The organism is Flavobacterium sp., from assembly GCF_027533505.1.
Lineage (GTDB): Bacteria > Bacteroidota > Bacteroidia > Flavobacteriales > Flavobacteriaceae > Flavobacterium.
In genome coordinates this window covers 1-22,940 of record NZ_JAPZUB010000031.1, presented here as the reverse complement: position 1 = coordinate 22,940, position 22,940 = coordinate 1, and the positions used below count along the sequence as shown (strand labels likewise).

The following is a 22,940-nucleotide window of genomic DNA, read 5'->3' as shown; positions in this document are numbered from 1 at the left end:
ATGTTCAAATCGATTCAACAACGCCTTTTACTTCGTCATCCTTTACTTTGGAATACCAAAATAGTACCCATGGGTGTGCTATTGTTGACGTTAAGTTTGTGCTTTTTTATATTAGGTTTTGCCCTCAACGGAATCTCATTCGAGGAGAGCCATCGCAATTTTTTCGATTTCGATGCCACGCTTGTCTTACTCGCTATTGTAATTTCGTTACTCGTGCTGATTTTATGGCTGGTGCATTATTTTAAAAATAATGTACTGAAATCCTTTTACCCTACTTCAAAATACCATGTGTTTAAGGAATGGGGATTGATTTTTGTGCTTTGCTTTGGACTCACTACTCCCATTTTTTGGTACAATCTAGGGAAAGAAACGCGCTACCGCAGTTATTTTTCACGCGAAGAATTAGAAAAACGATGCGCTACGTTACGCGCAGGATCATTCTTTCTGGACGGGTCGTATTCCTACCATGAGATTGATAATAATGCTGTGGTAGAAGCAGCAGCAGCAGATACTGTGATTGTTGACAGTGTAGAAACGAATAGTGAAGTGCGAAATTATTTCATGTACCGTGGAAAAAAATACAAGAACACTTCACTACTCAATAAAAACGTCAATAGTTATACAATTTTTGATAAAAAAAGTGATTCATTGGCCATTGAAAAATTGAAGTTCTGGTTGGTTAGCCAGCAAAAAGATTCGTTAAAACAACTTTTTACGGATTACTTGAAGATTGCCAAAGAACACCAATTGGAATCCAATATTAATGCTGAAAAGTGGCTCACTTTAATCAACGACTACCCTTTATTTGAAAAAAGTCATACCATAGGGCCGCAAATGACCAATGACGAATATTTTCCCGAAATGTATAACAATCAAACGGTGGTGCGCGATACAATTGATCGTTATATAGCGCGCGACAAAACGGGAACTGAACAAGAATTTTACAAATACTATGTACCAGAGAAGCAATTGAATTTTAACTATGGTCGGATGGCCGATGCTTATATAGATCCTGATATAACTATAGAAACCCTAATTATCCCCGTGTATTTTGCGTTGGGCCTTTCATTGCTCATTTTATCGTTTCGGGTCACTTCGGGTCGTTCGTGGTTGATTGGTTTGATTGCTGTAATCATACTCAACATTATTTTGGGAATTTGTAGTGCCATCATTACCTCTTCCTTTACCTATGGCATTGGCTATTGCATCGCGTTTATCATTGTGAGTGTGTTATTTTTTAACACCGTAGGACAAAACCGAACCAAAGGCTATTCGGGCGTTGTGCTAAATCTCTTTTTGTGGTTACTTCCAGGATTAATTCCCCTACTTTATGAACTGATTAATTCCTATTTAAGTATGCAATACAGCGCTGATTATGCAGTTAATTTTCATAACTCAAAAGCGTACCTATTTGTACAATGGATGGAAGACCACGTTTTTGAAATCAATTGGGCGAATATTTTTCTAATAGGTATGGCGATGCTCCTTATCGGAAAAAAAATAAGGCTATGGCGCGGCATCGCCGAAGCATAAAAAAAGGCTGTCTTTTTATGGAAGACAGCCTTTCTTTTTGAAACTTTATCTATTTATTGAACGGCTAAGGAAGCATTGATATTGCCAAATCCGTATTGACTGTTACGTGTTGGGAAATAGGTAGCTGACTGACGCATTTTGGCCAAAACCTGATCGCGGTTCCACGATGGATTTTTAGACCAAACCAAAGCGGCAATGCCCGCCGTAGTGGCTGTAGCTACCGAAGAACCTCCCACATAATCGGATAAATTCTCATAATAACTGCCTACAGGAACGGTATTCCCTGAAGTTGAACGTTGCATTTGTACCGTAAATTGAATTTCACTTCCGCTGTGGCAAACATCGCATTTCTGATTGGATGTTCCCTCTTTTACACCGGTCACAGCGACTACTTCGGGCATCCAAGCGGGAAAAATGACCCCCACAAAATTGGTAAAGCTCGTTGAAGTTCCACCCGCACAGAAAATTAATTTTCCACGACTGTGAGCATAGCGAACGCCATCTTCAATGCGACCCACCGAAAAAATATGTCCCATTGACATCGAAATGATGCGCACGGCGGGATTATTCCCTAAAGCGGTAAATGCATTTTTCACCCCATTTTGTTCATGGTACCCATCAAGCACCACATTGGAAGCAGCGCGGTAGGTTATTAAATTGGCATTGTATGCAACGCCTACTGGTAATCCGCGGTCATTTCTTGGTGCAGCGGCTACCCAAGCCATACTGGTTCCGTGGCCACAGCGGTCGTTGGGTCCATCGGTAGTCGTGCTCCAGGGCCATATTGAGTCGACAAAGGTGCCAAATTTTTGGATGGAACGCCCTGTAGATACGCCGTTATTAAAATTAGACCCCAACAACGATTGTGAAGGAGAGGTTCCTGTATCAACAATTCCGATAGTGATACCACGGCCTGTTGATTGTGCCCAAGCTGCTGGAATTTGATGCTGGTTGAAGGTCCAAGGTACACGAGCATTGGGCGTAACGGTTGTAAAATCTGCAGAATTTAAGGTTTGAGCATCATATCCACAACCCGAACTCGTTGAACTCTCAGGAGCCATTTGGGTATCGGATACCGAAAAATATCGAAAATCTGCGGGTTCCACGTACCGAACCAAACTCGAACGACGAAGGGCTTCGACGGTTTCTTGTTTTTCGATATACACATCAAAAAGATTCAAAAATGGATCGCTGTACATCAATACTTCTTCTTTGCTTTTTCCTTCATAGTGTGCAATCATTTGTACCAATTGCTCTTGTAAACTTTGGGCTTGCGAAGTCTTCGTACGATCAAATTGTTGCGCTGTCATTCCAAAACCGATGGTAGCGAGTTTATTGCCTTTTAGGATGGCACTCCACACCATTCGCGTCGAGGCGGCACTCCATGTAAAATGTACTCCCGCTTGTACGGATTCATCAATTTTAGTTTTAATTTCTTGCGCCGTCATGGGTTCCCGTTGCGTTTCGGCAATGGTAATGGCGTCAGAGCCTTTATCGTCAGAGCACGATGTAGTAGCTAAAACTAAGGCCACAAAAATGAGTGGAATAATTTTTCGAATCATAATTTTGTTTGTTGGTTACTCTACGAAGTTACTAATTTTAAGTCAATTGTATAAAAAAAAGGTCACCCCATTAAGCGGTGACCTTTTCGTCCGATTGCTCGGAACTAACCAATAACTCTAAACTATTAGGGAACTAGAATAAAAACTTCACTCCTACGCGTAATCCTCCAACGGTGCGTGTACCGGGATTTAAGTCAAATGGATTAAAATTCACTGAAAAATCACTAGTACTGTCGCCCACATTGGGTTTGTTGGACGTAGACGTAGCATTGAATAACGAGAATGATGTTTCAACGGTCATCCATTTATTGACGAAAAAGTCAAACCCTGGCGCGATGTCCAATCCCACGGAAGTAATTTTATCGTCCGAGATTTTGTCCTTACCAAAGGTCATCGGTAAAGAAGCCTGTCCGAAGAAATAGAATTTGCCGCCTAAACTCCAATACTTACGTACCAAAGGCTGAACAATGAACGTGCTGGTTTCGGCTGTGGTTAATGAAGGTGTGCCTGTAGTTTCGGTTTTTGAACTAATTGAACCTATCCCGATACCCAAGGTCACATCGGGTGAAATGAAATACCCTACCACAGGAACAAAAGTTGACGAAGTGGTTTCAGAGGTACCGTTATCATCTTTAGCGAATGATACTTGACCTCCGGCCCACCATGCGCCTTCTAGTCCTTTGTTTTCTTTATCCTGTGCATTTCCGTTCCAACTCATTAAGGCTACTGCTGCTACTAAAAATAATTTTTTCATTTTGTTTTTTGTTAAAGATTTACAGGACAAATGTACCCGCATCATAGCAGTAAAAACCTGACATTAATCATTGTTTCCCTTTTTTTTTCCATGTAAAATAGCTCCCTTTTAATTGGGTTTTATTGTACCTTTGCTCCATGATTAAAGAAGTTTCGATACAAAATAAACGCGCCCGTTTTGACTATGAAATCCTGGAAACCTATACGGCTGGGATTGTGTTGACAGGAACCGAAATCAAATCGATACGATTGGGAAAAGCGCAAATTGCAGAAAGCTTCTGCGAGTTTCATGGGCACGAACTTTTTGCGATCAATACATACATAGAAGAATACGCTTTTGGCACTGCATTTAATCACCAGTCGCGTAGTGAACGTAAATTGCTTTTGAATAAAAAAGAATTAAAATCACTCGCTCGAAAAGTAGAAACCAAAGGATTAACCATTGTGCCGCTTCGATTATTTACCAATGAAAAAGGCTTGGCCAAATTGGACATCGGTTTGTGCCGCGGTAAGAAAAACTACGACAAACGGGAAACCTTAAAAGACCGCGATACACAACGGGATATTGACCGTTTAAAAAAGGCGTTTTAGTATGCTGGATCAACTTTTGAAACAGGGTCGCGAAGCTTCAGGCTTATCTACACGAGCATTGGCCCACCAATCGGGAATTGATCAAGCGCTAATCAGTAAATTTGAAAATGGCAACCGGATTCCCACCCAAGCACAAGCGCGTTTATTGGCCGCACTGCTTGGTATAGAACTTCAACCCGTGCTCGTTGCTTGGTACCGCGTTAAACTTTTACACCTCATTGATTTTAACCCTGAAGCCATTGAAGCCATCACAGGAATTTTGGAAGAAAAAGGATTGAACCTTGCCAAAAGTGCCGAAAAAGAAGCGCAGATTGCTTCCATTCTTTCAGAGATAGACCTTCTAAAAAATCGCTTGCAAAACCTATAAAAAAATCCGGAGTAAAAATTAACTCCGGATTTCTTATTTTATTTAAAACCAACGATTTGTTCTTCGGCGGCAATCACATCTTCAACATACTTTTTATAGTTGAGATATTCTGCCGTATCGATATCATTCCAATCTAAGGTCACATCACGCGTTACTTTTAACACATTCGGACTCACACTTTCAAAGCGTAAACTATACGAATGTCCTTTATATTGGAAGGTTTTACTTTCAGGAATCTCCGAAAACTTCTTCCCTGTAGGAATGGTCAAAATAACCTCGCTGTGGTAGGCATTGGAATTTTCATACTTAAAGTACTGAATTGGATAATTCCGTTTATCGAGTGCCACGATATCGCGGGTATACACTTTATCCAAAAACGGAATCTCAGTAATTTTTAAGTTCCCTACATTTTGCAAACGCTCGGCAATGGTGAAACGCGTTTCAAAAGTGATTCCTTTTTCGTAGGTATCGTTTTGAATGGATTTTGCGCTTTGGAACGTTACATTCTTTTTCAACTTATTATTGTAATCCTCTTCAATACGTTTTTTACGAATGTCTTCGGTAGTGGCATCCGAGAATAACTCGTTGTAATACGACTTGTTGGCTCCTTCAACCGTAAATGTATTGACAAAGGTTTTTACATTATCATCCAAAGTTACTTCCGTTTTGGCGCGTGCCACATTGCGAAGGGCATTGTCGAAAGGAATGCGAATAATCTGCGCCTTTTCATTTTCAGCTTTATCAAAGGAAATAACCAAAGCATTGGCGGTAAACAAACTACTGGGCAAGGCTTTAAATGGTAAATATTTATCGGTCAATTCTAAGAAATGATCTTTACCGTCCAACATTACTTTTACGATACAATGGTTGAACTCATTGGTAGGAAGTGCCATAGAAGAAAATCCGTTGTCATTGGTCATCACCAAAACCAAATTCGCTTTTAGCCCTGCTTGCTCAGCCAAAGCCACAAACAAGGTAGAAACGTCTTTACAATCGCCCAATTTAGTGGTAATGGTTTTGGATGGTTTTTGAGGAACGTGACCACTTTGACGGAAGTCTTGAGAACTGTACTTGATATTGCTTTCAATGTAGGTGTAAATCGCTTTGGCAATAGCTTCCTGTGACATTCCAGCCACTCCTTTTGGGAAAATTTCGGCAAACGTTTTACGCGTCACTTTATCTTGCTTCAATTGTTTTTTTACCAAATCCGAATACCAGTTTGAAATTTCTTTCCAACTTTTAATCGTTCCAATGCGAATCGTATTGGTTAAATCCGAATTATCGGCGGCATACGGCTCTTGCAAAGGCATGGCTGGAACATTGGTACGCTTGTACAAGCTGAGATTTCTTCCGTTGATTTTCTTTTGAATTGGTGTCACATTTCCATTGGAAAAATGCGTTAAAAACTGAACGTCTTGCGGATAAATAATCCCAAAAATCACTTCAACTGCAGGATAAAAGCTATTGAAATAGCAGGAAACATCAAAATCGCGGTAAAAACGTCCATAGGAGTTTTCATAACGTTCATATTGAATAAAAATCACATCACCTACTTTTAAATCGGTAAATACCAACGTTCCACTTCCCTCTTCGGCCGGAACAATGGTACCGTCTTGTTTAATCACTTCCGACTTTAAAAGCGAATTGCGGTACGATTGCATATCGTACTCTTTCATTTCCTCGATGCCTTGCTCGGACGTAATTTCATAGAGGTACGTCACTTTTGACTTGCGCCCGCCTTCAGGAAGCACATTCACAATATATTCGTCCAACAAAACGGTAACCCCAAAATCGCCTTTTAAGGTCGTATTGCGCCGTTTTTTGATAATTTCATAAATGTCTTTGGAGGCCACTTCCTCGATTTCATCGGGAGTTTTGGTCATGTCATACAACTGTTTACGCAAATTACTATTCCCCGAATTGTGGGTCAAGGACTTACGGAAATACACCTCTGCCTCTTTGAGTTTGTTTTGGTTGTTGTAAATAGTTCCTTTTTGTTGCATCAAACGAAATGAATAGGGGAAGTTTTGCAACGCCCGATCAATTTCTACCATCGCTTCATCGTAGCGTTTTTCCTTGATTAACAAATCGGCATAATCATCGCGCAATCCATTATGAAAAGGATAACGATCCGATACTTCTTTGGTCAAACGCATCACGTCTTCCTTGCGGTTGGCATCGTCATAATAGGAAATCAAATTCTTTAACGCAGTAAAATTCTCACGCTTGGCCAGCATTTCTTCCATCATAGCGATAGCTTTACTTTTATCATTTTTCAAGCGTTCGTATACATTGACGAAAGAGGTGATGTAAAATTCATTATAGTTAGAATTTGAAAATAGCTCCTCTAATTTGGTGGTCATCTGATTTAAATCGGATTTCCGTGAGGCCAAAATAAAATCAAAAACGGTATTGATGGCTTCTGATTTTACCGATTTCAATTTCTCTCTAAACTTTTCCAATTCGATAATTGAAGTGGAACGCAACCAATCGCTGTCTTGAACTTTCATCAAGAAATTGTAGTAATATCCTTCATCATTGACCTCAATGTTTTTGGCTACCTCTTCTGATTTTTGATTTTCATCGCGATTGTTCAAATTGGCAATTTGCATCACTTGAATCAAAGAAGATTTTGGATAAAGCTTGGTCAATTCTTCAATGATATCGGTCGCTAACTCGTTTTTACTATTGTTGTTGTAGGCTTCAAAAAGTAAAATTTTATACAAGACATTATCGGGATTCTGGGCTATTTTTTGTTTAAAAAAGGCTTCGTGTTCCACTTCCAATTCAACAGGATTGAGTTGTTCAAACGTAGATTTTTGATACGGTTTATACGTATTGTATTTGTTTAACCCCTGAATTTCATTCCCTTGAGCATCCAAAAGGGATACAAAGAAATTGTCGTTGGAGCCATCCGTAGATAACTTCACCAACAACCGATTCATTCCTTGGGGCAAGGTAAACTTTACCCGAAACGCATTCATATCGGTTGCATCAACATCATTATTGCTGTAAATTTCGGTATCGTTCAGGAAAAACTTTATGGAACTGCTTGCGCCAAAATTGAGATATACTTCTTGCGTTTTGGGATTGTCCAAAAACAATTGGGCGTACATGATTCCGTCGCCATATTCTGCTTCGTTATTAAAAATGTGATACCCTTCACGATCGCGATCAACAGGGTTGTACCAGCCTACTTTTCCGTTGCTGTTGGCATCAAACAATTTGTCGTTATTGGCATAGGTTTCGGGTTCATATTCCGTATCAAAACCACTGTCATTCAAGTTTTCAAATACCCCGCAGTATTGCCAAGAATCCAGCGCTTTCAATTGGGTAATTGCTTTTTCAAAACCTGCATAATCACGACGACGACGGTCGCAAATAGCCTTGAAATAAATCACCATAGGATCGGTTCCAAACAAAGGATGGGCTGCGAGTAAATCAATCTTTTTGTACGTATACTCGTTGTAACCATTCCCATTGGGACTGTCCATCACATAGGGTTTGTAGAAAATAGGGTACAAATACGCACGATCTTTACAAGTCGCTAGGAATTGTTTTAGAAAGGTGTCATCAAAGGACATTTGCCCCATTTCGTGCGTTAAAATCGCATCAAGAATTAAATACTCCGTTTGCGTTTCTTTCTTGGATTTCAACTCTTTATCAAAGAGTTTTCGAGCTTCTTCACGCTTGTTGGCGAGTAGTAAATCCCATACTTTTTTTTCTGAAGTTTGGGCCACAAGACCTTGGACCAATACCAGGCAGATAATTACAATTTTTTTCATAAAATAGTTTGGTTTCTAATCAAACGACAATATAGAAAGAAAATTGAATATCTTTTAATTTTTATTTTCGAGTAAGGGGACAAATTTAAACTCACCCAATTCGTGCTTTTCAAACTGGGTTTCATTTTTACGAATCAACAAGGTCATCACCTGCTCTTTTTCACCTACAGGAATGACAAGTCGACCGCCAATTTTTAACTGCGCCATCAAAGCTTGCGGAATCGAAGGTGCTCCAGCCGTAACAATAATGCGGTCAAAAGGCGCATGTTGCGGCAGTCCTTTGTAGCCATCCCCAAACGACAGGTGCTTGGGACGAATGCCTAATTTGGGGAGCAAGAGGGAAGTCGCTTTAAACAGTTCGTTTTGACGCTCTACCGAATACACTTTGGCGCCCAATTTACAAAGCACGGCGGTTTGGTACCCACTCCCCGTCCCGATTTCAAGCACCTTATGTTCTTTTTGCACTTGCAGCACTTGCGATTGAAAAGCGACGGTGTAAGGATGGGAAATGGTTTGCCCTGCTCCAATGGGAAACGCCTTGTCTTGATAGGCAAAATCTTCAAAAGAAGAGTTGAGGAATAAATGACGTGGTATTTGTCGTATAGCTTCCAAAACGGCAGTATCACTAATCCCTTTGGATTGTAATTGGGTAACCAATTGATTACGCATGCCTTGATGTTTTGGGGTGTCTTTCACAAAAAACTTTTTTTCGAGCGTAAAAGTACACGGAAATGTGTCAAGTTGCAAGTAGAAAAGCACCTTAAAAATGGGGTAAAAAATCGAGAATATTTTCTGGCTCTTGCCCATGATTGTTTTTTGATTTATTGCTACTTTTGATAAAAATATCAAACTATGCTGAAAGTAGGCGTTCTCGGTGCAGGCCACTTAGGAAAAATTCACTTGCGACTTTTACAACAATCTGAAAAATATGAATTGGTAGGCTTTTATGATGAAAATGCTGACTATGCTGAAAAAATAGCTGCCGAATTGGGGTACCACCGTTTTGACACCATCGCCAAACTGATTCATGCGGTGGATGTTGTAGATATTGTCACACCTACCTTATCGCATTACAAATGTGCCAAAGTGGCCATAAAATCGGGGAAGCATGTTTTTATCGAAAAACCCATTGCTACTACCGTGACCGAAGCCGAAGAAATTATTGCCTTAGCACGGGAATATGGGGTACAAGGACAAGTGGGCCATGTGGAGCGCTTTAACCCTGCCTTTCAAGCGGTTCGGGATAAAATTGAGCATCCCATGTTTATCGAAACCCATCGTTTGGCCGAATTTAATCCGCGGGGAACTGATGTGCCCGTCGTTTTAGATTTGATGATTCACGACATCGATGCAATCCTCAGCGTCGTAAAATCAAAAGTGGTCGCTGTACATGCCAGTGGCGTATCGGTATTAAGTCAGTCGCCCGATATTGCCAACGCCCGTTTGGAATTTGAAAACGGTTGTGTCGCCAATATTACTTCAAGCCGCATTTCGATGAAAAACATGCGTAAGTCGCGCTTTTTTCAGAAAGATGCCTACATCTCCGTAGATTACCTCGATAAGGTTTGTGAAGTGGTAAAAATGAAAGAAGCCCCTGAACATCCTGGGGATTTTGATATGATTTTGCAAAATGCGGAAGGCGAGCGGAAACAGATTTACTTCGATAATCCCGCTGTGGCTCCAAACAATGCTATTTTGGAGGAATTGGAAACATTTGCAGATGCCATTCAAAACCATACCACGCCCGTTGTTACCCTTGAAGACGGAACCGAGGCATTGCGGGTTGCTTACCAAATTATTGAAGCAATGGAGCGTCAGCAATAAGTGGCTCATTTTAAACAAAAAAACAAAACAAACTAAGATAAAATACGAATGAAAACAGTTGCAGTTATCGGTGCAGGAACGATGGGAAATGGCATTGCCCATACGTTTGCACAAAGCGGATTCACCGTAAAATTGATTGATATTTCTGAAAAGTCTTTGGAAAAAGGCATGCAAACCATCGCTACCAACTTGGATCGCATGGTGGCTAAAGGAAGTATTTCGGAAGAAGATAAACACAAAACTATTGGCAACATAATTACCTATACCGACATGAAAGACGGGGTGGTAGGGGTTGATTTGGTAGTTGAAGCCGCTACGGAAAATGTAGGCTTGAAATTGAATATATTTAAGCAATTGAGCGAATACTGTGCCCACAACGTCATTTTGGCAACCAATACCTCTTCTATTTCTATTACGCAAATCGCAGCACAAGTCGTGCACCCAGAACGTGTCATCGGGATGCATTTTATGAATCCCGTGCCGATTATGAAATTGGTGGAAATTATTCGCGGGTACAACACCTCCGATGAAGTCACCAAAATCATTATGGATTTATCGGTGCAATTGGGTAAAATCCCCACCGAAGTCAATGATTACCCTGGCTTTGTGGCCAACCGAATTTTGATGCCTATGATCAATGAAGCCATTGAGACTTTGTACAATGGTGTAGGCGGCGTCTATGAAATTGATACGGTCATGAAACTAGGAATGGCACACCCAATGGGTCCCTTGCAATTGGCTGACTTCATCGGATTGGATGTGTGTTTGTCCATTCTGAATGTGATGTATGACGGCTTTAAAAATCCGAAATACGCTCCCTGCCCCTTGCTTGTCAATATGGTAATGGCGGGTAAATTGGGCGTGAAATCCGGCGAAGGCTTTTACGATTACAGTGAAAGTAAAAAAGCGGAAAAAGTGGCCAAGCAGTTTTTGAAGTAGACGTTAGACTTTAGACTTTAGTCGTTAGACTTTAGACTTTAGTCGTTAGACTTTAGTCGTTAGACTTTAGTCGTTAGTACTACCAACTCATAACTCATAACTCATAATTCATAATTTAAAATTCAAAATTCAAAATGTCCACCCTGCTCCCATTTAAAGCGGTTCGACCCGTGGCGGATAAAGTTGCCTTAGTGACGTGCCGCAATTACGACGATTACAGTCCGGCTGAATTGGCAGCGTGGCTCAACTTCAATCCGTATTCGTTTTTGCACGTCATCAATCCGGCCTATATGTACGCGCAAAAAATTACCTTAGACAAACGGTTTAAAGGCGTGGCGCATAAATACCAGGACTTCAAAGAGGATGGCATTTTCGTCACCGAAAACACACCCGCTTTGTATTTGTATGAGATTCAAACGAAAAATCAAACCTTTACGGGCATCGTAGGGGGCACTTTGATTGCGGAATACAAAAAAGAGGTCATCAAAAAGCACGAGGATACCTTGCAATACCGTGTGGAACTGTTCAAAGATTATTTGCATCAAACCGGATTTAATACCGAACCCGTATTGATAACCTATCCCGACAGTCAGGCGTTAAATTCTTGGATTGCACAGAAAAAACAAGAAGCACCGCTGTACCATTTTTCGACGACCAATAAAGAAAAACATACGCTTTGGCGCATCGATCAACCGGAGGAAATCCAATGGATTCAAACGCAATTTGAGGCCATTCCCGAACTTTATATCGCGGATGGGCATCACCGTTCGGCTTCGGCTGAATTGCTTTATGATGAAGTTGGCGATGAACATCATCCCAATGCAAATGCCTTTATGAGTTTTTTAATCGCCGAAAGCAATGTCAAAATCTATGAGTTCAATCGCATCATCCGCGACTTAAATGGCCACTCTCGCGAAGCCTTTTTGGAAGCATTGGAGACCCATTTTATCCTTAAACCCAAAGGACAAGAATTGTGGAAGCCCCAAGATAAATTTGAATTTGGGATGTATTTGGATGGCAATTTTTACGCTTTATTTTACAAACAAGAGCATCCCAATGCTGCACTTTTAAAAAATTTGGACGCGCAAATTTTGTACGATTATGTCTTGCATCCCATTTTAGGCATTGAAGATCTTCGCAATGATGAACGCATTGAATACTTACCGGGAAAACAATCGCTCCTTACCTTGAAAGAATTGGTTGATGAAGGAGAGTTTGAAGTAGGATTCATGCTCTACCCTAGCGATATTTCTGAAATCAAAGCCTTGGCCGATCAAAAATTAATTATGCCCCCCAAGAGTACGTATATCGAACCCAAGTTTCGAAGTGGCCTTTTGGTCTATGAATTATAACATTATACAGCATGAGCATCGCCGAAAATATCCAAAACATCAAAGCCACGCTACCTCCTGAAGTTACGCTGGTAGCGGTGTCTAAAACGAAACCTGTAAGCGACCTGCTAGAAGCCTATCACGCAGGGCAACGTGTTTTTGGTGAAAATAAAATCCAAGAAATGACCGATAAATGGGAACAATTACCCAAAGATATCCAATGGCATATGATCGGACATGTACAAACGAATAAAGTGAAATACATGGCTCCTTATGTGGCTTTAATTCACGGCGTAGATAGTTTTAAACTGTTGGAAGAAATCAACAAACAAGCCGCCAAAAACAACCGAATTATTGATTGTTTACTCCAAATACATATTGCCGAAGAGGAAACTAAATTTGGCCTCGATCCCGAGGAATTAGCTTCACTATTGCATTACGAAGCATTAGAAACATTGAGCAACGTGCATATCGTGGGATTCATGGGCATGGCGACATTTACCGAAAATACAGTGCAAATTGAAAAGGAATTTAGGTACTTAAAATCCCTTTTTGATCAATACCAATCGTTAAAAAGATCAAATGTCTCGCTACAAACTCTTTCCATGGGGATGTCGGGCGATTATCAATTAGCCATAGACTGCGGTAGTACCATGGTGCGTATTGGGAGTAGTATTTTTGGTGTTCGTAACTATGGGTAAATCCTTGAAAACTAATATTCCTGACGACGATCATCCTTCACTAGAAAACTGTACTTTTGTTTGAACTTGTAATCACTCTAAGTTTATAAAATTGTAAATTTGTAACCCCCACATTGTACTGTATTCTCGACATAGAAACCACCGGCGGCCAATACAACGAAGAGGGCATTACCGAAATTGCTATCTACAAATTTGATGGCCATGAGGTTGTCGATCAATTCATCAGTTTGGTCAACCCTGAAATTCCCATACAACCCTTTGTGGTCAAGTTAACGGGCATCAATAATGCCATGCTTCGCAGTGCTCCTAAGTTTTTTGAAGTCGCCAAACGCATTATCGAAATCACCGAAGGCTGTATTGTCGTGGCGCATAATGCCTCTTTTGATTACCGTATTCTCCGTACCGAGTTTCAGCGATTGGGGTACGAATTTAAACGGCCCACTTTATGTACGGTAGAGTTATCCAAGAAATTAATTCCCGACCAAATATCCTACAGTCTCGGAAAATTAGTACGCGCTTTGGGCATCCCAATGGCCGACCGACACCGTGCAAGTGGTGATGCGATGGCTACGGTGAAATTGTTTAAACTTTTGCTCGCCAAAGACACGGAAAAAGAAATTCTGAGAGGATTGGTGAAAACCGAAATTAAGTCGGGACTTTCCCCAAAACTCCTCGATATCGTGGAAGCCTTGCCTACCAAGACTGGGATTTACTACATCCACAATGAAAAAGGGGATTTGATTTATATCGGGAAAAGTAAAAACATCAAAAAACGGGTCAACCAACATTTTACGGGTACTACCAGCAAAAGCAAAAAAATTCAACGCGAAGTATTTGCCGTAACCTACGAAGAAACGGGCAGTGAACTGATTGCGTTACTTAAAGAAAGTGAAGAAATCAAGATTAATAAACCCATTTACAACCGTGCGCAACGCAAAAGCATTTTTCAGTGGGCCTTGTATGAAGTCCTTAACGACCAAGGGTATTTAAGTCTTCAACTTCAAAAAGCCGACGGGCGAAAAAAGGAAATCACTGCTTTTAGTAGTATTCAAGAAGGCAAAAACTACTTATTTCGCATTACCGAAAAATTCCAACTCTGCCAAAAAATCAATGGGCTGTATGAAACCCAAAACAGTTGCTTTCAATACAAAATCAAAGAGTGCGCTGGGGCCTGTATTGGGGCCGAATCTCCCGATAGTTATAACGCGCGCGTCGAAGCCTACCTTGAGGAAACACAATTGGGCAACCAAACGCTAGTGGTCATCGATCGCGGGCGACGTACCGACGAACGCAGTGCTGTTTTGATTGAAAATGGCATTTACAAAGGGTATTGTTTTTACGATTTAAACTACCAAATTCACAACCTCGAGATATTAAAAAATCTGATCATTCCGATGCAAAACAATCGGGATACCCGCTCCATTATTCAGGGCTATTTAAGCCGTAACAAAGTCTTGAAAGTGCTCACTTTTTAATTTTTTTGAAGTCCAATGCACAAATTTTAGTTGTACCACAACAACCATGAAAAAAATACTTTTAGAAACAATTCACATATTTGTACCAATTGTAATTGGAATAATTGCATTCCATTTTGTTTTTGATTTGTCAAATATAAAAACTGAAAGTGTTATAGATATTAATGTTCATGATACCTATTTCATTGTGGAAAAGAGTGAAATTTTACCTGTTTTCTGTATAACCATCATTTACTTGTTTTATTTGATAAAAGTTTGCTTTCAAAAATTTGAAAATTACCTTTCACTTTGTATTTTATCAATTATTAGTTTGATCTTAATTTTGATTTTACCAGCTATTATAAGTTTCATAAAATCACTTGCAACACAACCAGGTTGGACAATCTATCCTCCGCTTTCAGCTAAAAAAGTAGAATTTAAAGAGAATCTTTTCAGCAGAATTTACCCAAAAATTTACATTTTATATTGTACAGTGACATTGTTTGGTTTTTTTGTCTTTTATAAACTTGGAAAATTACATAAACGACAAAGCTCTTAATTCATCTATAACCAGTTAGTTTAAAATAAGCGAGTTATTAACTGGACCAATCTGTATCAAATGTGGAGAAAACTTATGGTTTGAAGTAAATGTTGTTAATCGCATACATATTTAAATTACCCATCAATACAACCAATTTGCTACCTTTGGCCTTATGCAAACGCCCCCTCTTTTACTTACGGTAATCGGACCCACCGCCATCGGGAAAACAGCGCTAGCTATAGCATTGGCAAAGCATGTTGGTTGTGAGATCCTATCATGTGATAGCCGTCAATTTTACCACGAAATGCACATCGGCACTGCGGTTCCTTCCCCCGAAGAACTGGCAGCCGTGCCACACCATTGCATCCAGCATATATCGATACACGATACGTACAGTGTGGGTAACTTTGAGACGGAAGCTTTGCGTTTGCTGAATCAGCTGTTTCAAAAGAATCCAATGCAAATTATGGTAGGCGGCTCGGGCCTCTATGTCGATGCCGTCTTGCGTGGCTTTGATGAATTTCCAGCCCTTGACGGCTCGGTCCGGGACACCATTAACCAACGATTTAAGGAAGAAGGTTTGACCTATTTGCAAGAAACATTACAAAAATTAGATCCGCACTACTTTGCCAAATTAACGGCCGAGAATCCGCAAACCCTACTAAATCCGCAACGCATGAAACGCTTTGTAGAAGTTTGCTTAGGTACGTCAAAACCTTACTCCTCCTTCATTGGAAAAAAAGGAAACACGCGTCCTTTTCAGTCGATTTGTATCGGATTGGAAGCAGAGCGCCACGAATTATACGACCGTATCAATCGCAGAGTGGATCAAATGATGGCCGACGGACTCTTGGAAGAAGTTCGCGCCCTCTACCCGCAACGCCATTTAAATGCCCTTCAAACGGTGGGGTATCGCGAACTGTTTGCTTACATTGAAGGCGAAGTGGACTTGCAAACGGCCATTGAAAATATCAAAATGAACACCCGCCGTTTTGCGAAACGACAACTAACCTGGTTCAAACGCGACCCTAATACGATCTGGTTTCATTACGCAACCCCATTTGAAGAAATTGTTAATTCGTTACCTTTTTTCGCGGGGCAACGCAACCAATAGCGTTTGAATTCATCATTCATTTAAATCCTCTTTTATGCGATTATTTAGTGGCTTACTGCTGTTGTTCCTTTCGAGTTGTGGTATTCCGTATGACGGTGAAACAATTATCAATATCGAGGGACGCGTTGTCGATGCCTACAACCAACCACTCCCTAACCAGCGGGCCTATCTCGGAGCCCAATATGATGATGGCTACGACACGGCTACTTACCAAACCGCAACGGATGGACAGGGTGCCTTCCGTTTAACATTATTTCGACCGAATGAGTCGGCGGAACTGATTTTTGAGGAAAACAGTACTTATTTGCCGCTGATTTGCACGGGGTTGCAAGCATCCAACTTTAGTGGATTGCAATGGAATTTGGGGACGCTTGTTCGGTATAAAGCTTCTGATTTGGTTTCGTTGAATATCGTAATCAACTCGGTGAATCCCAATAGCATTCTGGAGGAGATCAATCTTACGGGAATGATTTATACTCCCAACTATGATTTTCATACCCTCACCGCTGGAGATCCCATTTTGTTGGATTATCAAGTGCGAAAAAATCAAACCTGTACGTTACAGTATAAAGTCAAAAATGGACTTACCCAACAAGTATCCGAATTATCCGTCCCTATTGTAATCGCTGAAACGGCACTAACCTATACCCTTAATTTATGAAAGTGAAGAATTTAATACTTGTTATTCTTGGGTGTTTTAGTCTTGCGGTGCAGGGTCAAAAAATTAAAAAAGAACCCTGGATTGATTTTTATCCCGCTTTTCGTTTTGGATTTCAGTATCCTAAGCTGGTTGGATCCAATTTTTTTGCCGACGATTTAACCGAGTCCATGGGGTTTCACAGCAGTTTGTCACTGGTCAAAATTGCCAATTTTCGGGCAACTGTGGGTTGGGAATTGCAAGGCTACCGCAACACCAATCCAAATCGGATCGGAAATTTTAGTCACATTCAATCAAGTACTGCGCTGTTTCAAGTTGAATATGAACATCCTTTGAAGGGCGCATGGGTATTGAATCCTACGCTGGCGTACGGCCAAAGTCGCATGACCTATCGCGCCACACGCAGCGGTAGTACCTTAGCCCGACAAAGTTGGGAGGAAATACGACTGGGTTCGTATGTCAATTATAGTTTCAGTAAAACCTATGTAGGGTATGCTGGATTGCATTATGCTTTTTTATACAATGACGATTTAAAGGCGTCACCTGCCGACGAAGACTATTTTGGAAGCGGAAATAAACTCGTACTTTCGCTGGGTATTTTAATTCACTAATATGGCTATATCGCCTCATTTTACATCGCGCTATTCACAAGAATGGACGATTAATTTTTTACAATGTTACCCTAACGGTATGTTGAAATACACCGATTTATGCAATTTATTGCAACTCACAGCCGGGGCACATGCCGATCTTGGCGGATTGAGTTATCGGGCCATGCAGCGCCACCATCAAGCATGGGTTTTGAGTAGGATGCGGGTGGAAATAAACGCCTTACCCCGTTGGCAAGACACGGTGACGGTGAAAACGTGGATACATGCCTTGGAAAACTCCCGGTCAACACGTTGTTTGGAGTTGTGGCACGGCGATGAGAAATGGGTAGGTTGTGAAACCTATTGGGCAGTTTTGAATACCCAAACCCGACGCCCTGATACCTTGGCTTTACCCAACGATCATTTTGTACGCTATGACGATCGAGCTACTGCTTTACCAACCCATAAAATAGCTTTACCGAACACCATTGAAACGGTTGAAACTTACCGCATTCGGGTATCGGATTTGGATATTGTGAATCATGTCAATAATGTAAAATACTTGGAATGGTGTTTGAATCATTGCGATCCACATCATTTGTTTGAAGGACGTTTGCGCGCCTTTGACATGAATTTTATGCGGGAAATGCATTTAGGTCAAGAGGCCGAAATCGGGCAAAACGATGGTGTCTTTGTGGTAGCGCAGGAAGGTAAAAATTGTTTCGCCTTGGCGATGGACTGGGCCGATTGATGCAGTAGGGAGCGCCGGGATAGTCGTGGAAAGCCCGCCTTGACGGCCCAACTAGCAAAACCCCGAAAACAAGGCGACCTTGTGAAGCCCTTGTTTTCGGGATTTTTTGCTTTGGGGCGGTGGGCGGCTTGGAACAGATAGCCCGAAAAGCGCCCAAAAAAAATCCCCGTCGCAGGACAGGGATTGAAATTATTTTTTCACCACCAAACGGAAACCTTCGCCGTGGATGTTGAGGATTTCTACATTGGGATCGTCTTTTAAATATTTACGTAATTTGGCGATATATACGTCCATACTTCGCGAGGTGAAGTAATTGTCATCGCGCCAGATTTTGGTTAGTGCCAATTCGCGCGGCATCAAGTCCTCGACATACAAAGCCAAGAGTTTCAACAACTCATTTTCCTTCGGTGTTAGTTTGATGGGTTCCTCGCCGGGGAAGGTAAGAAAACGCAATTTGGAGTTCAAGTGAAACTTTCCGATAGTGAATTCGAACTGCGTATTTTCAGCCTTTGTTTCGGACGATTTTCGTTGCATAATCGCTTTGATTTTCATCAACAGCACTTCTGAATCGAAGGGTTTATTGAGGTAATCATCGGCGCCCACTTTATAGCCTTTAAGAACATCCTCTTTCATGGTTTTGGCGGTGAGGAAAATCAGAGGAATTTCTTTGTTTTTCTCGCGAATTTCTTTGGCCAAGGTGTACCCATCTTTGTAGGGCATCATCACGTCCAATATACAGAGGTCGTAGGTATCTTTTTTAAATTTTTCGAAGCCTTCCATACCGTTTTTGGCCAGCGTCACTTCAAAGTCGTTGAGGGTTAAGTAGTCTTTGAGGATGGCGCCAAAATTTTGGTCGTCTTCTACAAGTAGGATTTTTTTTGTCTCTTTTTCCATGGTAATCTAGTTTATCAGTGGGACTTTAATGATGAATGTACTTCCTTTTCCTTTTTCGCTTTCCACGAAGATTTGACTGTTGTGATCGTCCACTATTCGCTTCACATATGCCAAACCTAACCCGTGTCCTTTTACGTTATGCACGTCACCGGTGTGTTCGCGATAGAATTTTTCAAAAATTCTTTTTTGAGCGGTTTTGCTCATTCCTATCCCATTATCCTTTATTTTAATCAGTATAAAATCCTTAATATTTTCAGTGCGTATTTCTATAACGGGTTCTTCCGAAGAATATTTTATCGCGTTGTCCAAAATATTAACAATTACATTTGTGAAATGTACATCGTTGAGCAACACCGTACTTCGAGTAGCTTCACAATAACTTTGAATGCTTCCGTTACGATCTTCTACGATTAAATTCACGTGTTCAATAGCATCATCAATAATTTCATGAATGTCACGAGGTTCTTTGCTAATATCGAGTTCTTTCTTTTCGAGCTTAGAAATTCGTAGCACGTTTTCTACTTGAGCATGCATTCGTTTGTTTTCGTCACGAATCATTTGCAGGTATCGAAAAACTTTTTCTTTATCTTCGATTACTTTGGGATTTCGAATCGCATCGAGGGCCAAATTGATGGTTGCAATAGGAGTTTTAAACTCATGCGTCATGTTGTTGATAAAGTCCGTTTTGATTTCGGAAATCTGTCGTTGTTTGATCAACTGATGCAATGCATTGGCATACGCAATAATGATGATGAGTGTAAATACGATGGACAAAAGGGTAATGGCTAAAATTTCGGAGAAGAGGAACTTCTTCTTTTGGGGAAAATTCACCAGAAGGTTGTACCGATTGTGACCGTCATTATCGATAAGAATCGGAATGGAATAGGTGGAATATTTATCGTAATTAAAATGCTCCGATTTGATTTTGGTTGCCAAGCCGTTGCTGTAAACATCAAATTCAAAGGGGGTATTGATACCGTATTCTTTGAGTTCGGCATTAAGCAAATTCCGGAGTTGCGCTACCGTTATCCGCTCTTGAATGGGGCGTTGTGCGGCCACGTCTTTATAGGCAATTTCAAACTGAACATCTTGAAGAATATCCACGGTTCCGTCGCGTTCGATGGAAATATCGGGCGTCAACTTATTCTGTAAGCCTTTGTCTTCGAATTCTTTACCATTGAAAACAGCGGTTTTCCGCTTGGTGGTAAAGTTTTTTACGGTTGTACTATCATCATTTTTATCAAAGAACGACTGCATGATATAATAATCCTCCATCGTGATACTGTTGGAGTAGATTATCGTTTGGTTTGTTTTTTTGTTTCGCTGTACGTATTTATACTCCAAAAAATCTTCTTTTTGAGGGAGTTTACCTGTACTGTCCTTGAGTTGATTGTAGCGATTTAGAAACGAGTATTTTTCTTGTTTTTCAAGCTTTTCAGCTACGTTCCCGAGGACTTGCTTCACATGAAATTTAAATTGCTCTTCGCTTTTTTCTAGGGAACTATTAAACCAGTATACCTGTACCAAAATGATTCCCAATAGGGAGATACTCATCAAGAAAACCAGGAGGCGAAAAACAAATTTATTCATCACCTCAAAATTAAGATTTTAACATTTGGGATGTTAATGTATTAACCAAACATTAACACAGACGTGTTTTATTGCTTTTTTTTCAAAGAAAAGAGGATTTCCTCGATTTGGCGCTTGGTTTCTTCAAAATTTTCATTTTGAATGACATACTGACTTCGGGCGGCACGCTCTTCATCGGAGAGTTGGTTGTTGATTCTTTGTAGAATTTTTTCTCGGGTAGTTTGATCGCGTTTTAAAACACGGGCGATGCGTAATTCTAAAGGAGCCGTTACGGTAATCACAGCGTCGCAGTCTTTATAGCTTCCGCTTTCAAAAAGAATGGCCGCTTCTTTAAATACAAAAGGTTCGCGTTGGTGTGTGATAAGCCACTCCTCAAAATGTTTTTTTACCGCGGGGTGTACGATGGCATTGAGTTGTTTGAGCTTTTCGGGATTATTAAATACAACGGCTGCCAACTGCTCACGGTTTAATTTTCGTTCTTCATTATAAATTTCAGGACCAAAACAAGTCGCAATTTGGGCCACAATTTCGGGAAAATCCATTACTTTTTTGGCCTCGAGGTCAGAGATATATACGGGATATCCTTTGGCAATGAGATACTGGGCAAGTGTTGTTTTGCCGCTTCCGATTCCTCCTGTTAAACCGATGATTTTTGTTTTCACAGGGGTGGTATCTACGATTTTCTGCAGGGGAGCTATGAATTTATCCAATGCCTTTTCAACCGACTTATGAATAGGTTCTTCGGCTTCTTTGTGAATATGAATTTCTTCGGTGAGTCGGGCTTCCTTGGTAGTAAAAAACAATTCAGGGAAAGCTTCCTGCGGATTTTTTTTAAGCCAATGGATTCGATACTGGGATAAAAGAAAACCGCTACCGTATCCTTTAAACTGTTTCCACACTGCAATAATTGAGAGCAGACCGATCCATGGATTACGGTTTTGAATCGAAGACACTAGAAAAATTAGGCCAAAATACCCCATATACATTCGCATTCCCCAATCCCATAAAAATAGCAACCCCAAAAAGGAAACCAAGAGACCGGCCATAAACAAGGTAGGAAACCAAAAAGTTATCTTGGCATACTCGGGATACCAACGGTTTAAAATGGGGCGTGCTTTACCGAATTTATGGACTTGTAGGCTAAATTTATCCCAATCAATTCGCCGTTTATGAAAAACGTAGGCTTTTTTAAACAAACGTGTTTTGAATCCCATTTTCCACAAACGTATGGACAAATCAGGATCTTCTCCTGGATGAATATTTCCAAAACCGTGGGAGGCTTCGAAGGCTTTTTTGGAAATCCCCATATTAAAACTTCGGGGCTGAAATTTATCAATTTTCTCCGAACCGCCTCGAATTCCGCCTGTAGTTAAAAAAGAAGTCATGGCAAAATTGATGGCCCGCTGAATCGAAGAAAAGGATTTCAAAGCTTGATCGGGTCCTCCAAAACAGTCAACATAATTCGTATTTAATTCTTTAACTACTTCAGACATGTAGTGTGGTGGTATGATGCAGTCGGAGTCAAAGATGATAAAATAATCTCCCTTGGCCACTCGCATCCCAAAATTTCGGGAGTCGCCCGGACCTGAATTGGTTTTGTAATAATAGGATAGCTGCAATTTTTGCGCATATTTTTGTACAACGGCTTTACAATCGATGCTGGATCCATCCTCTACAATTACGACTTCAAATTTGGAATAGGTGGATTGCACCAAACTCGAGAGAAGTTCATCGATTTCGTCAGGACGATTGTATACAGGGATAATGATCGAAAACTGCATTCCTATTTTTTTGGCAAATATACTCGATACCAAAAGAAAATGAAGCCGTCTCACAACTTGAGACGGTTTTTTTTTACGTTTTTTCTTGCATAAAAGAGTTGCAATTTGTATATTTATATCTGATTTACAGATGATTAGACATGAATTTCAAACACTACAATCAACGTCAAACCACACTTTT

20 protein-coding genes and 1 pseudogene are annotated in these 22,940 nt (G+C 40.6%); 13 read left to right on the top strand and 8 right to left on the bottom strand.

The annotated features are described in order from the left end of the window. Positions 1-1,533, top strand: coding sequence for a hypothetical protein (locus tag O9316_RS07300; RefSeq protein WP_298205493.1), 1,533 nt, complete (start codon positions 1-3; stop codon positions 1,531-1,533). A gap of 53 nt (positions 1,534-1,586) precedes the next feature. Here O9316_RS07300 and O9316_RS07295 read toward each other — a convergent pair whose 3' ends face one another. Both O9316_RS07295 and O9316_RS07290 read right to left on the bottom strand, forming a co-directional pair. Further along, positions 1,587-3,095 carry a S8 family serine peptidase gene (locus O9316_RS07295; protein ID WP_298205492.1) on the bottom strand — a complete coding sequence of 503 codons (1,509 nt, stop codon included), beginning with the start codon at positions 3,093-3,095 and terminating at the stop codon, positions 1,587-1,589. 133 nt (positions 3,096-3,228) lie between these two features. Then, complete coding sequence (locus O9316_RS07290; protein WP_298205491.1) at positions 3,229-3,849, bottom strand: outer membrane beta-barrel protein; 621 nt, start codon at positions 3,847-3,849, stop codon at positions 3,229-3,231. Positions 3,850-3,986: 137 nt separating this feature from the next. On the opposite strand from O9316_RS07290, the gene smpB reads away from it, so the two are divergent. Together smpB and O9316_RS07280 are read left to right on the top strand one after the other, a co-directional pair. Beyond that, the gene (smpB, locus tag O9316_RS07285) at positions 3,987-4,439 is read left to right on the top strand and encodes an SsrA-binding protein SmpB (protein ID WP_073362598.1); all 453 of its coding nucleotides are present in this window, start codon (positions 3,987-3,989) and stop codon (positions 4,437-4,439) included. Between the two features lies 1 nt (position 4,440). Next, positions 4,441-4,806 (top strand): helix-turn-helix transcriptional regulator, encoded by a 366-nt coding sequence (locus tag O9316_RS07280; protein WP_298205490.1) that lies wholly within the window; start codon positions 4,441-4,443, stop codon positions 4,804-4,806. Between the two features lie 38 nt (positions 4,807-4,844). On the opposite strand, the gene O9316_RS07275 is transcribed toward O9316_RS07280, so the two are convergent. Both O9316_RS07275 and O9316_RS07270 read right to left on the bottom strand, forming a co-directional pair. Next, a complete protein-coding gene (locus O9316_RS07275; protein WP_298205489.1) occupies positions 4,845-8,591 on the bottom strand; it encodes a transglutaminase domain-containing protein in 3,747 nt (1,248 codons plus the stop codon). Positions 8,592-8,645: 54 nt separating this feature from the next. Beyond that, positions 8,646-9,287: a protein-L-isoaspartate(D-aspartate) O-methyltransferase gene (locus O9316_RS07270; RefSeq protein ID WP_073362602.1), complete on the bottom strand. Its 642-nt coding sequence runs from the start codon at positions 9,285-9,287 to the stop codon at positions 8,646-8,648. 156 nt (positions 9,288-9,443) lie between these two features. Here O9316_RS07270 and O9316_RS07265 point away from each other — a divergent pair, with 156 nt between their 5' ends. The 10 genes from O9316_RS07265 (at position 9,444) to O9316_RS07220 (ending at position 18,494) form a co-directional block, all read left to right on the top strand. Further along, complete coding sequence (locus tag O9316_RS07265; RefSeq protein ID WP_298205488.1) at positions 9,444-10,415, top strand: Gfo/Idh/MocA family oxidoreductase; 972 nt, start codon at positions 9,444-9,446, stop codon at positions 10,413-10,415. A gap of 48 nt (positions 10,416-10,463) precedes the next feature. Continuing rightward, entirely contained in the window at positions 10,464-11,354 is an 891-nt protein-coding gene (locus tag O9316_RS07260; protein WP_298205487.1) for a 3-hydroxyacyl-CoA dehydrogenase NAD-binding domain-containing protein, read from the top strand. A gap of 134 nt (positions 11,355-11,488) precedes the next feature. After that, positions 11,489-12,706, top strand: coding sequence for a DUF1015 domain-containing protein (locus O9316_RS07255; RefSeq protein WP_298205486.1), 1,218 nt, complete (start codon positions 11,489-11,491; stop codon positions 12,704-12,706). Between the two features lie 11 nt (positions 12,707-12,717). Continuing rightward, complete coding sequence (locus O9316_RS07250; protein ID WP_298205485.1) at positions 12,718-13,386, top strand: YggS family pyridoxal phosphate-dependent enzyme; 669 nt, start codon at positions 12,718-12,720, stop codon at positions 13,384-13,386. Between the two features lie 113 nt (positions 13,387-13,499). Continuing rightward, complete coding sequence (locus O9316_RS07245; protein ID WP_298205484.1) at positions 13,500-14,861, top strand: exonuclease domain-containing protein; 1,362 nt, start codon at positions 13,500-13,502, stop codon at positions 14,859-14,861. A 46-nt stretch (positions 14,862-14,907) separates the two neighbouring features. Then, positions 14,908-15,399 carry a hypothetical protein gene (locus O9316_RS07240; RefSeq protein WP_298205483.1) on the top strand — a complete coding sequence of 164 codons (492 nt, stop codon included), beginning with the start codon at positions 14,908-14,910 and terminating at the stop codon, positions 15,397-15,399. Positions 15,400-15,553: 154 nt separating this feature from the next. Continuing rightward, positions 15,554-16,495: a tRNA (adenosine(37)-N6)-dimethylallyltransferase MiaA gene (miaA, locus tag O9316_RS07235; protein WP_298205482.1), complete on the top strand. Its 942-nt coding sequence runs from the start codon at positions 15,554-15,556 to the stop codon at positions 16,493-16,495. Between the two features lie 34 nt (positions 16,496-16,529). After that, positions 16,530-17,156, top strand: coding sequence for a hypothetical protein (locus tag O9316_RS07230; RefSeq protein WP_298205481.1), 627 nt, complete (start codon positions 16,530-16,532; stop codon positions 17,154-17,156). Further along, positions 17,153-17,764, top strand: a complete 612-nt coding sequence (locus O9316_RS07225) for a hypothetical protein (protein ID WP_298347095.1) — start codon at positions 17,153-17,155, stop codon at positions 17,762-17,764. Before O9316_RS07230 ends, O9316_RS07225 begins: the two co-directional genes overlap by 4 nt. A gap of 1 nt (position 17,765) precedes the next feature. Next, the gene (locus O9316_RS07220) at positions 17,766-18,494 is read left to right on the top strand and encodes an acyl-ACP thioesterase domain-containing protein (protein WP_298205479.1); all 729 of its coding nucleotides are present in this window, start codon (positions 17,766-17,768) and stop codon (positions 18,492-18,494) included. A gap of 189 nt (positions 18,495-18,683) precedes the next feature. Here the strand turns inward: O9316_RS07220 and O9316_RS07215 are convergent, their stop codons facing one another. The 4 genes and pseudogenes from O9316_RS07215 to O9316_RS07200 all read right to left on the bottom strand — a co-directional run. Then, a complete protein-coding gene (locus O9316_RS07215; protein WP_298347093.1) occupies positions 18,684-19,388 on the bottom strand; it encodes a response regulator transcription factor in 705 nt (234 codons plus the stop codon). Between the two features lie 6 nt (positions 19,389-19,394). Continuing rightward, positions 19,395-20,978 (bottom strand): HAMP domain-containing sensor histidine kinase, encoded by a 1,584-nt coding sequence (locus O9316_RS07210; protein ID WP_298205478.1) that lies wholly within the window; start codon positions 20,976-20,978, stop codon positions 19,395-19,397. 68 nt (positions 20,979-21,046) lie between these two features. Beyond that, positions 21,047-21,640: a dephospho-CoA kinase gene (coaE, locus tag O9316_RS07205; RefSeq protein WP_298205510.1), complete on the bottom strand. Its 594-nt coding sequence runs from the start codon at positions 21,638-21,640 to the stop codon at positions 21,047-21,049. A 132-nt stretch (positions 21,641-21,772) separates the two neighbouring features. Continuing rightward, positions 21,773-22,759: pseudogene (locus tag O9316_RS07200) on the bottom strand (glycosyltransferase); the annotation flags it as partial. Positions 22,760-22,940: the final 181 nt, after the last annotated feature.

Excerpts from the sequence above, each read along its gene's own strand:
- O9316_RS07260 (WP_298205487.1), top strand. The coding sequence starts at position 10,464 with ATGAAAACAGTTGCAGTTATCGGTGCAGGAACGATGGGAAATGGCATT.
- O9316_RS07265 (WP_298205488.1), top strand. The coding sequence starts at position 9,444 with ATGCTGAAAGTAGGCGTTCTCGGTGCAGGCCACTTAGGAAAAATTCAC.
- O9316_RS07290 (WP_298205491.1), bottom strand. The coding sequence starts at position 3,849 with ATGAAAAAATTATTTTTAGTAGCAGCAGTAGCCTTAATGAGTTGGAAC.
- O9316_RS07255 (WP_298205486.1), top strand. The coding sequence starts at position 11,489 with ATGTCCACCCTGCTCCCATTTAAAGCGGTTCGACCCGTGGCGGATAAA.
- O9316_RS07220 (WP_298205479.1), top strand. The coding sequence starts at position 17,766 with ATGGCTATATCGCCTCATTTTACATCGCGCTATTCACAAGAATGGACG.
- smpB (WP_073362598.1), top strand. The coding sequence starts at position 3,987 with ATGATTAAAGAAGTTTCGATACAAAATAAACGCGCCCGTTTTGACTAT.
- miaA (WP_298205482.1), top strand. The coding sequence starts at position 15,554 with ATGCAAACGCCCCCTCTTTTACTTACGGTAATCGGACCCACCGCCATC.
- O9316_RS07295 (WP_298205492.1), bottom strand. The coding sequence starts at position 3,095 with ATGATTCGAAAAATTATTCCACTCATTTTTGTGGCCTTAGTTTTAGCT.
- O9316_RS07300 (WP_298205493.1), top strand. The coding sequence starts at position 1 with ATGTTCAAATCGATTCAACAACGCCTTTTACTTCGTCATCCTTTACTT.
- O9316_RS07210 (WP_298205478.1), bottom strand. The coding sequence starts at position 20,978 with ATGAATAAATTTGTTTTTCGCCTCCTGGTTTTCTTGATGAGTATCTCC.
- O9316_RS07215 (WP_298347093.1), bottom strand. The coding sequence starts at position 19,388 with ATGGAAAAAGAGACAAAAAAAATCCTACTTGTAGAAGACGACCAAAAT.
- O9316_RS07240 (WP_298205483.1), top strand. The coding sequence starts at position 14,908 with ATGAAAAAAATACTTTTAGAAACAATTCACATATTTGTACCAATTGTA.
- O9316_RS07275 (WP_298205489.1), bottom strand. The coding sequence starts at position 8,591 with ATGAAAAAAATTGTAATTATCTGCCTGGTATTGGTCCAAGGTCTTGTG.
- O9316_RS07225 (WP_298347095.1), top strand. The coding sequence starts at position 17,153 with ATGAAAGTGAAGAATTTAATACTTGTTATTCTTGGGTGTTTTAGTCTT.
- O9316_RS07280 (WP_298205490.1), top strand. The coding sequence starts at position 4,441 with ATGCTGGATCAACTTTTGAAACAGGGTCGCGAAGCTTCAGGCTTATCT.
- O9316_RS07230 (WP_298205481.1), top strand. The coding sequence starts at position 16,530 with ATGCGATTATTTAGTGGCTTACTGCTGTTGTTCCTTTCGAGTTGTGGT.
- O9316_RS07250 (WP_298205485.1), top strand. The coding sequence starts at position 12,718 with ATGAGCATCGCCGAAAATATCCAAAACATCAAAGCCACGCTACCTCCT.